Origin of the sequence: Pusillimonas noertemannii (assembly GCF_003096595.1) — a bacterium.
GTDB lineage: Bacteria > Pseudomonadota > Gammaproteobacteria > Burkholderiales > Burkholderiaceae_B > Pusillimonas > Pusillimonas noertemannii.
This window is the reverse complement of the sequence record NZ_QEKO01000001.1, coordinates 1,371,690-1,385,744: the sequence shown is the minus strand read 5'-3', so window position 1 is coordinate 1,385,744 and position 14,055 is coordinate 1,371,690. Positions and strand designations below refer to the sequence as shown.

Genomic DNA, 14,055 nt, shown 5'->3' with positions numbered 1-14,055 from the left:
GAACCCCCCGGCTACTCTGCCGGAATCTCCGGCTCGACCAGCCGGGCGAGCAGTTCAAGCGACTGCTGCCAGCCCATCCGGCAGGCGTCGGCCGGAATGACGTCGGGCAGGCCCATCTGCTCTACCGCAAGCTCGGTGCCCGTGGACACCTCGCGCAGCAGGTAGGTGGTAACGATTTCGCCGGGCAGATTGGGATCGTCGAAGCGGTCGGTGGCTACGATTTTTTCGTTGGGCACGAGCTCACGGTATTCGCCGCCGAAACTGTGCGTCTGGCCGTTGGTGAAGTTGATGAACGAGATGCGGAAACTTCCGCCAACCCGCGCATCGAGCTCGTGCACGACGGCGGTGAAACCATCGGGTGGATTCCATTTGGCCAAGGCGGCGGGATCGATCAACGCGCGATACACGCGTTCGGCCGGCGCGCCGAACACCCGGATTTGTGTCAAGGAATAAGGCATGGTGGCTCCTTCAGGCTTGGGGAGGAGATTCGGCCGCAAGCATTACCATCCATTGCACGCCAAAGCGGTCGAAAAGCATGCCGTAGCACGGCGAGAAGAATGTGGGGCCCAGCGGCATGATGATGCGGCCTTCGGCGGACAAGTGTTCGAATGCCGCGCGCGCCTGCTCCTCTGTATCGTATTGCAGCGCCAGGCTGAAGCCGCGAAAACCGCCGCTTTCCAGCGGCACGCCATCGCTGAGCATCAGGCGCTGTCCCTGGATGAGCAGGCTGCCATGCAGGATTTTTTGCGGCCCGCCCGGCGGCATGTATTCCGCGGGTATGGGTTCCGGGCAGTCGGCATAGCGCATGGCCGCCTCGCGTTGGGCGCCCAGCGCCTTTTCATAGAAAGCCATGGCCTCTTCGGCCTGGCCGTCAAAGAATAAATAAGGTTCTATCTTCATGGATGTCTCCGTGGGGTGGATGGCGGGAGCAAGAGCTCCAGGTAGTGACGAAGGTGGGCGATGGCGTCGAGCACCGCACCCGGATCGTTGCCCGCCTTGGCAAGAACAAACGCGCCTTGCAGCACGGCCTGGGTGTGGCGGGCCAGGCTTTCGGCGCTGCAGCCGGCGCCGGTGGCATGGCGTTCGAGCGCGGCCCGGATGGTCGGCACCAGCGTTTGCGCGTGGGCTTCTATTCCCGCCGCGCATGCGGCCCGGAGCGCCGGGTGGCTGGCGAAGGTTTCCTGCGCCAGGGTGCCCAGCAGGCAGGTGAATTCGGGCAGTTCGCCCTTGGCCAGCTGCGCGCGGAAATCGAGATAGGACAGCAAGCGCTCGCGCGCATCCTTGACGCGCCAGTACGGCGCATCGGCAAACAGGGCCGCGGTTACCTCGTTCCAATGCTCGATGGCAGCCAGTGCGGCCGCCTCCTTGCTTTCGAAGTGATGGAAGAAACTGCCTTTGGTAACCCCTGCGCCGCGGCACAGGTCGTCGACGGTGGTGGCGGCATAGCCCTGGGCGCGGAAGACGTTCAGGGCGGCGTCGAGGATGCGGCTGCGCGAGAGGGCCCCGCGGGACAGCGTGCCTGCCGCGGACTGCATGGCCGGAGGGTGTGTATTTTTCTGTTTCATGAGCCTTGCCTTGGGAGGACGCAGGCGTGAAGCGCCCTCTCCATCAAACCATACCGACTAGTTGGTTTTATTTTAAACCAACTAGTCGGTATGCACAACAGGCTATCAAGGGCAACGCCGCTCGCCTCATTGCCGCCCTGGCCGTGCGGCAACCGCCGCATGCGGCTTTCCGCCGGATGTGCCAGTGCTTCAGCCATGGAAAGCCGGCGTGGAGACTAGATTCTGCGAGAGTTTTTCCGGTGCCGAAACCCCAGCGTAACGACTGGTTTCTTTAGCACTCATCCTGAAAAAATATTGCGCCATGAGGCCTACCTACCTTATGCTGGCACTACATTTAGACACATATGATTTGGCTGCGCGCAAGCTGATTCGGGGGAGATCGAACATGAAAAAAACTCAACGCCGCAAGCTGTCCACCCTGCTCCTGGCAACCACGTCGGCCCTGGCGCTGGCGGGGTGCTCCGGCGGAAGCGATCCAAAGCCCCAGCCGCCCACGGCGCAAAAGTCCAACATTCTGTTCATCGTGCTCGACGACCTCGGCCTCGACCAGCTGGCCTTCTATGGCTACGGCGGCGCCGTGCCGCCCAAGACGCCCAACCTGGCGGCCATCGCCCAGGCCGGCCTGCAATTCCGCCAGGCCTGGGCCATGCCCACCTGCACCCCCACACGCGCCACCTTCTTTACGGGCCGGTATCCGTCCAGCACCAACGTCCTGAACGCGGTAGTGTCCACCGACCTGGCCAATTCCGAGATCTCGCCTTACGAAATGACGCTGCCCAAGCTCTTGGACACACAAGGCTACACCAGCGCGCTGATCGGCAAAATGCACCTGACCGGCACCGACCTGGACACTGCCGCCAACCTGCCCTACGGCCACCAGACCATGTGGAAACTGGGCTGGGACTACTTCGACGGCTATCTCGACGGCGCCCCCTTTCCGATCGACACGCGCGCCGGGCTCAGCAACGTGGCCGAAGGCACGTACAAATGCGGCTTTGTCTCGAACACCACGATGGACCCTGCCAATGGCGCCGACGTCGGCGCCTGCTACGTGGCAACGGGCGGCTGCGAATCCATTTCGCGCGGCGAAGACATTGCCACGCCGGGCCGCAGCTGCATGGAGCGCGGCGGCATTTTCGACCCCGGCCAATCGTGCCAGGCCACCCGCCCCAGCTACATCGATTTCGACACGCAGAATGGCTATTACACCGGCGAGTTCGTCCAAAGCTGGCCCGACGGCCGCACGAACAAGGTCACGGCGGCCGATCCTTCGGCGCGTGGCTACCGCAGCACCATGGAAACCGACCGCGCCGTGGCCTGGGCCAAGCAGCAAAGCGGCGACACCCCCTGGATGATGTCGGTGGGGTACTCGGCCATCCATGCCCCGTTGCAGTTGCCGCCCCTGTCGCTCATCTCGGATACCACCCGGGGCCGCAACGACAACCTGGTGTGCTCGCCGGCCAGCGACATCGAGGGCGTTCCCGGCCAGATCACGGCCTTGATCGACGACCACCTCATCACCAACCTGATGCTCGAGGCCATGGACAAGGAAATCGGCCGGCTGCTGGTCGAACTGGACCTGGCCACCTGGAACGATGACGGCACGCTGAACTACCAGCCCGAAAAGACCAACACCATCGTGGTGGTCATGGGCGACAACGGCACCTACGTCAACAGCGTGAAGTTCACCGAGCCGGGCCGCTTCGACCCCACACGCGCCAAGGGCTTCGCCTACCAGACCGGCGTGTCGGTGCCCCTGCTGGTGGCCGGCCCCATGGTCAAGGACCCGGGCCGCGAAATCACGCACCAGGTCAGTTCGCCCGACCTGTACCGCCTGTTCGCGGAAATCGCCGGTGCCGACGTAGACGCCATTGTGCCCGCCAACCGGCCCGTGGACGCACAGCCCATGCTGGCCTACCTGACCGACCCCGGCCAGGGCCCCATCCGCACGCTGAATTTCGCCGAGATGGGCACCAACTTCACCAACCCGGCCACCTCCATCACCCCGCAGCCCTGCGTGATCGAAGCCGCCAATGTGTGCTTCACCATCTTCCCCAACAAGGCCTTGTGCGACGACCAGAGCGGCATCTGGTACGGCGTCAACTCCGGGCTGGCGGACGTGCCTGCCGAAGGCTTCAGCCAGTGCGGCCAGGTCATGTCCTACCGCCAGGGGCTGGACGCCGGCGACAAGGTCGACGTCCTGCCCGATTCGCAAAAGGCGGTCAGCGACGGCCAGTACAAGCTGGTGCGCCTGAACCGCAAGATCTACTCCATCGACACCGCCGACCCGGTCAATTCGACCTACGTGGAAAACCAGAACACCGACGAGCTCTACAAGGTGGACATGGCCGTGCCCAACCCCACGCTCGACCGCGAGGGCAGCGCCATCGCGATAGGCTCTCCCACCATCACCGCCCCCCTTCCCACCGAGGCGCAGCAGGCCTATGCCCTGCTCAAGGCCGAAATGGACGAACGCGACCAGGTGGCCAGCTACAACTACCAGTACGACAAGCTCAACTGCCCGGGCGACGGTAACCGCGACGGCGTGGTCGACCAGAGAGACCTCGATAACTGGACCGAGCTCAGCCAATTGAACCTGTACAAGGGCGTGGCCCAATCCAGCTGGTACGACTTCAACCACGACGGCAAGACCGACGACGCCGACCGCGCCATCATCGAGGCCGGCATGGGCATGGACTGCCCTTCGAGTCCGGCTTGATCAGCGTGGCCGAGCCGGGGCCTGCGAACGCTCGCCCCGGTGCCGGCCACCCGCTTCCCCTGCGATGCTCATGTCGCGGCGGCGCCCGCATGGCGCCGCCGGCGATAGGGTAGAGCTTCCGGCATTACATTTTCACAAGCGGGTTTGCGTGCCGCTGAAGTACAATGTCGCCCTCCGGCAGCGCGGCATTACGGGCCGTGCTCCCATCCCTTGCGAGCTCGCACTTCTCTAGCCTTTTTCCATGCCCACCACCGCTTCGACCGTCTCGGCGCCGGCGCAACCCGCCAATTCACGATCCCGCGTCATCCTCGCCAGCCTCATCGGCACCACCATCGAGTTCTACGATTTCTACGTCTATGCGACGGCCGCGGTGCTGGTCTTTCCCCATTTGTTTTTCCCGCCGGGAAACGAGACCACCGCCCTGCTCGCCTCGTTTGCCATCTTTGGCGCGGCCATGGTTGCGCGGCCGCTGGGCGCCGTGTTCTTCGGGCACCTGGGCGACAAGGTCGGCCGCAAGACGACGCTGGTGGCCGCCCTGCTTACCATGGGCATTGCGACCTTCCTGATCGGCCTGCTGCCCACGTACCATACCATCGGCTGGTTTGCGCCCATGCTGCTGGTGCTGCTGCGCCTGGGCCAGGGCTTCGCCATCGGCGGCGAATGGTCGGGCGCCGCGCTGGTGGCGACCGAAAACGCCCCCAAAGGCAAACGCGCGCTGTACGGCACTTTCCCGCAGCTGGGGGCGCCGCTGGGGTTCATCATCGCCAACGGCCTGTTCCTTATCGTGGCGGCGCTGATGCCTTCGGACGACCCTTCGCGTCCTTCGGAAGCCTTCCTGAACTGGGGCTGGCGCATTCCCTTCCTTTTTTCCGCCGTCATGGTGATCGTCGGCCTGTGGGTGCGCCTGCACCTGGTCGAAAGCACCGCCTTCTCCAAGGCGGTGAACACCGGCAAGGTGGTCAAGCTGCCCTTGCGTGAAGTGGCAAGCACGCACTGGCGCGAGCTGATCCTGGGCACGTTCTACATGCTGGCCACCTACGTGCTGTTCTACCTGATGACCACCTTCTCGCTAAGCTACGGCCGCGCTCCCGTGGTGCCGGCAAGCGGCCAGCTTTCGGGCCTGGGATACAGCTACAACAATTTCGTCATGATGCTGATCGCCGGCGTGCTGTTCTTCGGTGTGTTCACCCTGGTGTCGGGGCCCTGGGCCGACCGCTTTGGCCGACGCAAGACACTGATCGCGGTCACCCTGGGCATTATCGTGTTCGGCTTGTTCTGGACGCCCCTGCTGAATGCCGGCTTCGTCGGCGCCATGGCCTGGCTGATCATCGGCTTCAGCCTCATGGGCCTTACATTCGGCCCCATGGGCGCGCTCCTGCCCGAGCTGTTCCCGACCCATATCCGCTACACGGGCTCGGGTATTTCATACAACGTTTCGTCCATCCTGGGGGCCGCGCTGGCGCCTTTTGTCGCCGTATGGCTGTGGGGGCTGGGCCAAGGCAGCCCGACCCTGGTCGGCCTGTACCTCTCGGCCATGAGCGCCCTGACCCTGATAGCCCTTTTGCTGGGCAAGGAAACCAAGGAAATCGACATCACCGAATAACTCGGCCATTCGGCCGATACGCCGGCTTCGCGGCGGCGCATAAAATGAGCGGATGCAGGGTCCGTTCCGCCCGGCTCCTCCCTGCGGGCACGCTAATTGCTGGTGTTGCGGCCACTGCCAACACGCTTCACCACCCTCAGGGAGACCGTCATGTCGCATGAAAGCATTCCGCTGATTCTTTATGGCTTGGGCGTTGCACTACTGCTTGCCGTCGCCTGGGTCGACTGGGCGGACCGTAGCAGGGAGCTTTCCTCGGTTTCCCGAAGACCCTGAGGACATATGACCAAAACCGGCAATCAGGGCCGCAAGGATGCGGCCCCTTCTCTCGGCCCGCGCACGGGCCGCGCCTAGGCTCCGTCCGGCGCAAACCGCCGGTACAGCGACCCGGCTCACGGAACTCGAGTCCATGGGCCGGGTCTAGCCTATTTCTTCAATAACGCAGGTTGGCGCTGAGTATGATCTGGCGGCCCGGCCCGAAATCGGCGTGATGAACGCCGTTCGTGCGTGAGAAATACTTCTTGTCTGCGATGTTCAGCGCATTGAGCTGCAGGGCCAGGTTCTTGTTGACCTGGTAGGCCGCCATGGCGTCGAAACGCCAGTAGGCGGGCATGTAGACCTCGTTGGCTCCGCCGCCCGCGCCGCCCTGGTTGCCGCCGTACCGCTTGCCCACGTAGTAGGCGCCCCCGCCCACGGTCAGTTCGGGCATGACCTGGTAGGTCGTCCACAGGCTTAGGCTGTGCTTGGGCGTATTGGCGAGAGGGTCGCCCTCGTTCACGCCGTCATAGGCGCCGCGCACCAGTTCGCTGTCCATATAGGTGTAGCCGCCGAACACGTTCCACTTGGGCGTAAGCTGGCCCGCTATGCCCAGTTCCAGGCCACGCACCCGCGTCTTGCCCGCCTGCTCGAACACATCGGGCTCGATCTCGATCTGGGCGTCCCTGCGTTCGGTCTGGAACAAAGCTGCCGTCAGGCCCAGGCGCTCGTTCAGCACATTCCACTTGGTTCCCAGTTCGATGGTGCTGCTTTTCTCGGGCTTGAGGTCGTCCATGTTCTGGGAGATTCCCTCCTGGTCGCCGCCGCTGACCGTGGGAGGCGTGGATGCCGTGGCGTAGGAAATATAAATGCTGCCGTTGGGTGCCGGCTTGTACACCAGGCCCAATTGATAGTTGAAGGTGTTCCAGCGGCTGCTTCCTTCGACGGAGCCGCCGCGCCCGCTCTGCATGCCCGAGATCCGATAGCGGTCGTATCGCAAGCCGGCATTGACCTGGAATGCGTCCGAGAGATCGATGGTGTCGAACAGGTAGACGGCCTGAGTCGTGGAGTCGGCATCCAGGCTCAGCGGCGCGCGCTCGATCGTGCCCGACCACGGGTCGTTCGGATTGGGCGACAGATAAGGCGTGCAATCCAGCTCGCCCGCCCCGAACACCGCCGGGCAGGACCGTCCGGTGATCGTGGATACGTTGTAGCTGGCGTTGCGTATGGTTTCGCGCGCCAGTTCGATGCCGAAGTTGAAGCGATGCTTCAGCGAGCCGGTGTTTGCCTCGCCGCTAAGCTCAGTGACGTTGGTCAGTATGGTGCTTTTCTGCCAGCGCGATTTAAGCCCGCGCTGCAGCCAGTACTGCCCATCTGCCGGATTCATCTCGACGGTTCCGTCCCCGGGATTGGTAACCACATAGTCGTTGATAGTTTCGCCGTAACGGGTGGCGTTGCGCAGGGTAAGGCGGTCGGTCAGGTCGTGTTCGATCTCGATGGTGCCGATGTCGGCACTGGTTTTGCGAAAATCGCGGTCGTGCAGCCCATAGAAGGTGTCCCGGCCAACGTCCAGTATGCCCGTGCCATTGCTCAGTTCGGGCGCCTTGCGAGCGGTCGGCACGCCATAATCGGGCATGTCGTCGGTGTTCAGGTGGTAGAAGCTGAAGGTCACGCGCGTCGGCGTGCCCAGGCCCAGTGCCAGAGAGGGCGCAATACCCAGCCTTTGGTAATCGACGTGGTTGCGGCCCGGGATGTTGCCCTTGGCGCCCAGCGCATTCAGGCGGAAGGCCGAGTTGTCGTTGAATTGCCAGTTGCCGTCGACGGTGGCGCGCAGATAGCTGTCGTTGCCGAACCCCAGCGAGCCGTGTGCAAAGTTGCCCAGCTTCGCCCGCTTGCTGACGAGGTTGATGCTGCCGCCTCCCGATCCGCGGCCGCCAAAGGCGGAATCCGCCCCTCGAACGATTTCCACTCTTTCCAGGTTGAAGATTTCGCGTGTCTGGCCCCCCGGGTCGCGTATGCCGTCAACATAAATGTTGCCGCCCGACGAACTGCCCCGGATGAAAGGCCGGTCGGCCAAGGGCTGCCCGCCCTCGCCCGCGCCAAAAGTAATGCCGGGGGTATTGCGCAGCACGTCTTCCAGCGAAGTGGCAGCGCTGTCCCGGATGACTGCTTGCGGGATGACCTGCACCGACTTGGGCGTGTCGACCAGGGGAGCGGTGAATTTGCTTTGAGACGCCTCGGGCGCCACGTAAGACCTGTCGTCCACGCCCAGCACCGTAACCGGGGCAAGCAGGGCCGGCCGTTGCCCGCCGTCGCCGGCAGGCGACGCAGGGGCTTGCGCCTGGGCAAAGACAAGATTCGGGGTGGCCAGCGCAAGGGCAAGGGAAGACCCGAGCAGGGTCTGAGTGGGTCGCATGTTTACTTCTCCTCGTTATTCTTACAACTACCTGAATGAGACTAATTCTCATTTAGAATATTACAACGATTTAACAAGAAACTGGAAATAATCCATGCCACCGAAAGGGATAAGTGCGGCTATTTCGGCACAGCGCCGCGCCTGCCCCGGGACTTCGACGGCATGGTTATTGCTGTCCGGCCAGCAGGGACGCCGCGCGGGGAGCACATCCTCTGGCGTCGAAACCGAGAAGAAGGAGGATGCAACATGGCACTGATCGTAGCCGCCCGTTTTGATACATTCGAGGACGCCGAAAAAGCCGCCACCGCATTGATGAGCGAAGGCGTGACGGCGGATGAACTGCATACCTTCTTCGTCAACCCCGCCGGCTGGCACGATCGCTATCCGCTGGGGGGGGACCGCGCCGCCGACCCCAATTCCAAGGGGGCTCCGGCAACGGCCGTGGCGGGGGCCGCCCTCGTGGGCCTGGCGGGAGCATTCCTGGGCGGCATCGTGGCCTGGCTGTTCACCACCTCTCCCCTGCCCGTTGTAGGAGGCGTGGCCGTCGGCGCCTATGTGGGCTCATTGGCGGGCGCCATGTACTCTCTTGGCCGGCCACGCCGGCAAGGCCGCTTTGAAGCGGCCCGCGCCAAGGCGACCGAAGGCCGCCGGGCCGGCGTGCTGCTTGCCGTGCACACTCCCCCTGAACGCCAGGGCGAAATCGCCGCCCTGCTGCGCAATGCCGGAGGCATGGAGGTCGAGCGCGCCCACGGACGCTGGAATCAAGGCCGCTGGGAGGATTTCGACCCGCTGCGCAGTCCCCATCCCCAACAATAGCCGCCGCCCGAAGGGGACCGTTCGTCGTCCCCGGCTCAGGCCTTTCCGCCTGAAGCCGCATGCGAGCTGGCCAAGGATTCAAAGGACGTGCATTTTCTCGAAATACCGCTGTATGCCCTGCAGGGCATACAAGGCGCTGGCCTCGCGGATCTCGCTGCGGTCTCCCCGAAAACGCCGTGTTTCGGAGTACAGCTTTGGAGCGCCGCCGGCGGCGTCCCGGAATGCCCAGGCGAAACATTGCGTCCCGGCGGGAATCTCGTCATCGCTGTCATCGGCCAGCCCTGTGTTGGCAATGGCCACATTGGCGCGCAAGCTGTTGGCCAGGGCGCCCCGCGCCATTTCACGAGCAACGGGCTCGCTGGTCAGATTGTGTTCCCTCAGGGTCTGTTCACCGACATGCAGACATTGCTTCTTGGCGTCGGGCGAATACACCACGAAAGCGCAGTCCAGCAACTGCCCGGCGCCGGGGACATCCGCCAGCCGGGCCGCGATCAGGCCGGCCGTGCACGACTCGCCCGTGACAAGGAGCAGGCCGTGGCGCTGCATGAAGTGCGCCACGGCTTCGAGCTCGTTCATTGAGGAGGGTTGGCCGTATTGTTGGGATGGGTCCTGATGGGGCCCGACACCATGCAGTTGTTGGCAATGATGTTGCTGACCGTGGTCTGCTGGCCGTTGACGGTCTGGACGACGTCCTGGGTAAGCATATTGCCCTGGGTCTCGCCCACGGTGTCAAAGTTGAACTTGTCCGTCGTCCAGGTGTAGCCGTTGCCCCGGAAGGTGTTGCCCACCATGTCGGCATTGCTTGCCGTGGCGCGCGTCAGGTCCACCGCCTGTGCGTTGTAGATGACCTTGGCGGCCAATGCCTCGGTACCCTGGAAGGTGTACTGGACCGTCAGGGGCTGCTGGGCGCCCTGCGGGCCGCAGACATAATGCACCGTCTTTTGCGAAAGCTGGGTCGCGTCCCTCGGGGTCGTGCAGGCGGCCAGTCCGGCGCACAGAAGGATGCCGGTGGTGGCGATGAGCGTTTTATTCATGACTTTTTCCTCGAAGTTGTCGCAATGCTGTTCCAGCAAGTAGCGCGCCCGGCCAGATGTGTAGAATGCGGGTTGAGTCATTCAACACTCCGGAGACCGAAACATGTCGCTCAAGCTTCAAGTCATTATCTGCAGCACCCGCCCCGGCCGCGTAGGCCCCTCGGTAGGCACGTGGTTCAAGGATTTCGCCGCCCGCCACGGCAAGTTCGACGCCTCGCTGGTCGATCTGGCCGACTTCAACCTGCCGCTTTACGATGAAGCGAACCATCCGGTGCAGCGCAAGTACGAAAAAGAGCACACCAAGGCCTGGAGCGCCAGCGTGTCGCAGGCCGACGCCTATGCTTTCGTCACGCCCGAATACAACTATGGCCCCCCGCCCTCTTTCGTCAACGCGTTGAACTATGTCTATAAAGAGTGGAACTACAAGCCTTGCGGCTTCGTAAGCTATGGCGGGGTATCGGGCGGCATGCGCGCCGTCCAGCTGGAAAAGCAACTGGTCACCACCCTGAAGATGATGCCCATGGTCGAAGGCGTGGCCATCCCCATGGTCGCCACGCTGCTCGACGAAAACCGCAAGTTCAAGTCCAACGAACTCATCGAAAACGCCGCCAACACCATGCTGGACGAACTGCATCGCTGGGCCGAGGCGCTCAAGACGCTGCGCGCCTGAGCGTTTCACCGCTAGAACAGGCCCTGTCCCACCCCGGCCAGGGTCAGTACACCCAAAATGGCGAAGATCAGCGCGGCCAATGCATGGACCAGCTTCATCGGCACGCGTTCGACCACCTTGCGGGCAATCAGCACGGCGGGCACGTTGGCGATCAGCATGCCCAGCGTCGTGCCCAGCACCACCGCGGTCACCGACGCATAGTTGGCCGCCAGCGCGACCGTCGCCACCTGGGTCTTGTCCCCCATCTCGGCCAGAAAGAACGCAACTACCGTAGCACCGAAAATGCCCAGCCTGCCGGCCGACGGCGCCTCGTCCTCGTCGATCTTGTCGGGCACCAGCACCCACGCGGCCATGGCAATAAAGGAAAGCCCCAGCAGCCAGCGCAGGGTCGCAGGCTGGACCACCGACGTGATCCACGCCCCCAGCATGCCGGCCAGGCCGTGGTTCACCAGGGTCGCACAGAAAATGCCCGCGATAATGGGCCAGGGACGCCGGAAACGCGCGGCAAGAATAAAAGCCAGCAGTTGCGTCTTGTCGCCGATTTCGGCCAAAGCGACCACACCGGTGGATACGAGGAAAGCTTGCATGTAGTTGGATATCCGTGGCCGGCGTTGGACGATCGACCACCAGCCCCGGCCGGTTGACGGAGACAGGTGGTCAAAAGTCTTGCCAGGCTGATGCGGACGAAAGGCCCGAGCTGTTTGCGCCATGACCCTGTAAGGCCAAGTGTGTTGACGCAGACCACCCCTTTGCGGGGTGCGGCTACTCCCTGATGACGGGGCGATTGTACACGATCGCCCGCGGCTTCGACGGAAGAAGGGCCGCCTCGCGCGGCCAGGCCGCGCGAGGCGGTACCTTCGGTAGTGGCGCGGGATGTAGGAACAGCCCACTGGTGCAACAATGCGTTCCCGAAAAGCCCTTATTTCCCGCGCATTCGCTCCATATAATGAAATCAAGAGTGAAACCGTGCCGCGCCGATGCCCTGAATGCCCATTTGCAGCATCGCAGGGCCCGCCGGCCTATTCCAACGGAGCATACGCCATGAACACAGCCACTATCCAGACCGAACGCGTCGACCACCCGCGCAGCATCGAGCGGCTGGTCGACGGCATGCCCACCTCCGACGGCGCGGGCGTGAAGCTGACCCGGGTCCTGACGCAAGACCTTCAACGCCGGCTCGACCCCTTCCTGATGCTCGACGCCTTCGGCAGCGACGAGGCCGACGACTACATCCGCGGCTTTCCGAACCATCCGCACCGGGGCTTCGAGACAGTTACCTACATGATTGCCGGCCAGATGCGCCACCGCGACAGCTACGGCCACGAGGGCCTGCTGCAGAACGGCGGCGTTCAATGGATGACGGCGGGACGCGGCGTGATCCACTCCGAACTGCCCGAACAAGAGGCCGGCCGGATGGAGGGCTTCCAGCTTTGGCTCAACCTGGCTTCCAGGGACAAGATGACCGACCCCTGGTATCGCGACATCCAAAGCGCCGAGATTCCCGAGGTGCGGATAGACAACGTGCTTGTCCGGGTCATCGCGGGCTCGAGCCATGGGGTCGAAGGCGCAATGCAGCGGGCGGTGACAGAGCCTCTTTACCTCGACCTTCACTTCGAGGGGCCGGGCGATTTTCGCCAGTCGCTGCCGGCGGCGGCCAACGCTTTCGTCTATGTCTATCGCGGCAATGTGCGGGTGGGCGATGCGGCAGTCGGCGAGCAAAGAATGGCGATCCTGCGCAACGAGCCGGGCTCCGACGGCGTAGTGCTTGAAAGCGATGGTCCGGCGCGTGTCCTGTTGATAGCCGGAATACCGCTGGGCGAGCCGATTGCGCAGCACGGCCCCTTCGTGATGAACACCCGCCAGGAATTGATCCAGGCATTCGAGGATTTCCAGGCGGGCATGTTCGGGAACGCCCAGGACGCTTGAAAGGCCTTGGGGCCCACAAGAACTCCAGGAAGTTCTTGCGGGCTTTTCCCTTGCAGACAACCTCTCGACACTGAGTGGATTCCAGACCCGTGCCGGCGCATCCGGCACGGGTCTTTCTGTTTCGCTTTTCCGTTTCCCTCCCGCCTCAAAAAAAAGCCCAAAAATGGGCCTGAAAAACCAAAATCACTGCATTCATTCCAAAACCGGAACAATAAATTCCGGGAAGACCGGCTAATCAAGCTGGCCTCCGCTGGCTACCATGTTCCTACATGCCCAGGCCTTTGCGCCACGCTTCGCCCTCACAAGCGGGCAGCCACCGCAGTTGCGGGCGCAAAGGCCTTCGGCCAAACGAACATCAACGGAGAACCATCCATGACTACCAAGCTTCTGCACATCGACTCCGCCATCACCGGCGAAGCCTCCATCTCGCGCGAACTGACCCAGCGCATCGTGGACCACTATGCCCAAGCCGAACCCGGCATCGAGATTCAATACCTGGACCTGGCCGCCCAGACGCCCTCGCACCTTTCGGCCGACTCCCTAGGCTTTCGCCTGGCTCCCGACGCCCCCGAACTTTCCGATATGCAGCGCCGCGAGAACGAACTGACGGAAACACTGCTGCAGCAGTTCCTAAATGCCGACATCGTCGTGGTGGGCGCCCCCATGTACAACTTCACGATTCCCAGCCAGCTCAAGGCCTGGATAGACCGCCTTGCACAGGCCGGTCGCACTTTCAAGTACACCGAGAACGGCGCCGTGGGCCTGGCCGGCGGCAAGCGGGTGATAGTGGCTTCGTCGCGCGGCGGCGCCTATTCGACCTCCGAGCAGGGCCGCGCGCTCGAGCACCAGGAAAGCTACCTGCAAACCATCTTCGGTTTCTTCGGCATCACCGGCGTCCAGTTCGTGCGGGCCGAAGGCGTCAACCTGGGCGAAGAAGCCAAGCGTGGCGCCATGAACAAGGCGCTCGGAACCATCACCGAATTGACCGCCCTGGCCGCCTGAGCGACTGATCGCAAGACCCGCCTGCTAAAATCAGCCTTCTTCAGCTATTGGC

13 protein-coding genes and 1 riboswitch are annotated in these 14,055 nt (G+C 63.3%); of the genes, 6 read left to right on the top strand and 7 right to left on the bottom strand.

The window, feature by feature from the left end:
* Nucleotides 1–11: 11 nt before the first annotated feature.
* Genes C7440_RS06690 through C7440_RS06680 form a run of 3 tightly spaced genes read right to left on the bottom strand, consistent with a single transcriptional unit; the run spans nt 12 to nt 1,565 of the window.
* Nucleotides 12–458, bottom strand: coding sequence for an SRPBCC family protein (locus tag C7440_RS06690; RefSeq protein WP_116517865.1), 447 nt, complete (start codon nt 456–458; stop codon nt 12–14).
* A gap of 10 nt (nt 459–468) precedes the next feature.
* Entirely contained in the window at nt 469–900 is a 432-nt protein-coding gene (locus C7440_RS06685; RefSeq protein ID WP_116517864.1) for a VOC family protein, read from the bottom strand.
* Nucleotides 897–1,565, bottom strand: a complete 669-nt coding sequence (locus C7440_RS06680; protein ID WP_243410836.1) for a TetR/AcrR family transcriptional regulator — start codon at nt 1,563–1,565, stop codon at nt 897–899. Before C7440_RS06680 ends, C7440_RS06685 begins: the two co-directional genes overlap by 4 nt.
* A 385-nt stretch (nt 1,566–1,950) precedes the next feature.
* On the opposite strand from C7440_RS06680, the gene C7440_RS06675 reads away from it, so the two are divergent.
* A complete protein-coding gene (locus tag C7440_RS06675) occupies nt 1,951–4,284 on the top strand; it encodes a sulfatase-like hydrolase/transferase (RefSeq protein ID WP_116517863.1) in 2,334 nt (777 codons plus the stop codon).
* A gap of 241 nt (nt 4,285–4,525) precedes the next feature.
* Entirely contained in the window at nt 4,526–5,887 is a 1,362-nt protein-coding gene (locus C7440_RS06670) for an MFS transporter (protein ID WP_017525867.1), read from the top strand.
* A gap of 430 nt (nt 5,888–6,317) precedes the next feature.
* On the opposite strand, the gene C7440_RS06665 is transcribed toward C7440_RS06670, so the two are convergent.
* On the bottom strand, nt 6,318–8,555 hold the full coding sequence (locus C7440_RS06665) for a TonB-dependent receptor (RefSeq protein ID WP_116517862.1): 2,238 nt from the start codon (nt 8,553–8,555) through the stop codon (nt 6,318–6,320).
* 246 nt (nt 8,556–8,801) lie between these two features.
* Between C7440_RS06665 and C7440_RS06660 the strand changes: the two genes are divergently transcribed.
* Nucleotides 8,802–9,371, top strand: a complete 570-nt coding sequence (locus tag C7440_RS06660) for a hypothetical protein (RefSeq protein WP_017525864.1) — start codon at nt 8,802–8,804, stop codon at nt 9,369–9,371.
* Between the two features lie 78 nt (nt 9,372–9,449).
* On the opposite strand, the gene C7440_RS06655 is transcribed toward C7440_RS06660, so the two are convergent.
* On the bottom strand, nt 9,450–9,947 hold the full coding sequence (locus tag C7440_RS06655; RefSeq protein WP_017525863.1) for a CinA family protein: 498 nt from the start codon (nt 9,945–9,947) through the stop codon (nt 9,450–9,452).
* Nucleotides 9,944–10,486, bottom strand: a complete 543-nt coding sequence (locus C7440_RS06650) for a hypothetical protein (RefSeq protein WP_017525862.1) — start codon at nt 10,484–10,486, stop codon at nt 9,944–9,946. The genes C7440_RS06655 and C7440_RS06650 overlap by 4 nt, the downstream gene beginning before the upstream one ends.
* 22 nt (nt 10,487–10,508) lie before the next feature.
* On the opposite strand from C7440_RS06650, the gene C7440_RS06645 reads away from it, so the two are divergent.
* Nucleotides 10,509–11,075, top strand: coding sequence for an NADPH-dependent FMN reductase (locus C7440_RS06645; protein ID WP_116517861.1), 567 nt, complete (start codon nt 10,509–10,511; stop codon nt 11,073–11,075).
* Nucleotides 11,076–11,086: 11 nt separating this feature from the next.
* Here the strand turns inward: C7440_RS06645 and C7440_RS06640 are convergent, their stop codons facing one another.
* Nucleotides 11,087–11,662, bottom strand: coding sequence for a TMEM165/GDT1 family protein (locus C7440_RS06640; protein WP_116517860.1), 576 nt, complete (start codon nt 11,660–11,662; stop codon nt 11,087–11,089).
* Between the two features lie 41 nt (nt 11,663–11,703).
* A riboswitch (yybP-ykoY riboswitch) is annotated at nt 11,704–11,858 on the bottom strand.
* A gap of 258 nt (nt 11,859–12,116) precedes the next feature.
* Here C7440_RS06640 and C7440_RS06635 point away from each other — a divergent pair.
* Both C7440_RS06635 and C7440_RS06630 read left to right on the top strand, forming a co-directional pair.
* Nucleotides 12,117–13,001: a pirin family protein gene (locus C7440_RS06635; protein WP_116517859.1), complete on the top strand. Its 885-nt coding sequence runs from the start codon at nt 12,117–12,119 to the stop codon at nt 12,999–13,001.
* 372 nt (nt 13,002–13,373) lie between these two features.
* Nucleotides 13,374–14,003, top strand: a complete 630-nt coding sequence (locus tag C7440_RS06630; protein WP_116517858.1) for an FMN-dependent NADH-azoreductase — start codon at nt 13,374–13,376, stop codon at nt 14,001–14,003.
* The last annotated feature ends 52 nt before the right edge of the window (nt 14,004–14,055 follow it).

Excerpts from the sequence above, each read along its gene's own strand:
- C7440_RS06690 (WP_116517865.1), bottom strand. The coding sequence starts at position 458 with ATGCCTTATTCCTTGACACAAATCCGGGTGTTCGGCGCGCCGGCCGAA.
- C7440_RS06685 (WP_116517864.1), bottom strand. The coding sequence starts at position 900 with ATGAAGATAGAACCTTATTTATTCTTTGACGGCCAGGCCGAAGAGGCC.
- C7440_RS06680 (WP_243410836.1), bottom strand. The coding sequence starts at position 1,565 with ATGAAACAGAAAAATACACACCCTCCGGCCATGCAGTCCGCGGCAGGC.
- C7440_RS06675 (WP_116517863.1), top strand. The coding sequence starts at position 1,951 with ATGAAAAAAACTCAACGCCGCAAGCTGTCCACCCTGCTCCTGGCAACC.
- C7440_RS06670 (WP_017525867.1), top strand. The coding sequence starts at position 4,526 with ATGCCCACCACCGCTTCGACCGTCTCGGCGCCGGCGCAACCCGCCAAT.
- C7440_RS06665 (WP_116517862.1), bottom strand. The coding sequence starts at position 8,555 with ATGCGACCCACTCAGACCCTGCTCGGGTCTTCCCTTGCCCTTGCGCTG.
- C7440_RS06660 (WP_017525864.1), top strand. The coding sequence starts at position 8,802 with ATGGCACTGATCGTAGCCGCCCGTTTTGATACATTCGAGGACGCCGAA.
- C7440_RS06655 (WP_017525863.1), bottom strand. The coding sequence starts at position 9,947 with ATGAACGAGCTCGAAGCCGTGGCGCACTTCATGCAGCGCCACGGCCTG.
- C7440_RS06650 (WP_017525862.1), bottom strand. The coding sequence starts at position 10,486 with ATGACTCAACCCGCATTCTACACATCTGGCCGGGCGCGCTACTTGCTG.
- C7440_RS06645 (WP_116517861.1), top strand. The coding sequence starts at position 10,509 with ATGTCGCTCAAGCTTCAAGTCATTATCTGCAGCACCCGCCCCGGCCGC.
- C7440_RS06640 (WP_116517860.1), bottom strand. The coding sequence starts at position 11,662 with ATGCAAGCTTTCCTCGTATCCACCGGTGTGGTCGCTTTGGCCGAAATC.
- C7440_RS06635 (WP_116517859.1), top strand. The coding sequence starts at position 12,117 with ATGAACACAGCCACTATCCAGACCGAACGCGTCGACCACCCGCGCAGC.
- C7440_RS06630 (WP_116517858.1), top strand. The coding sequence starts at position 13,374 with ATGACTACCAAGCTTCTGCACATCGACTCCGCCATCACCGGCGAAGCC.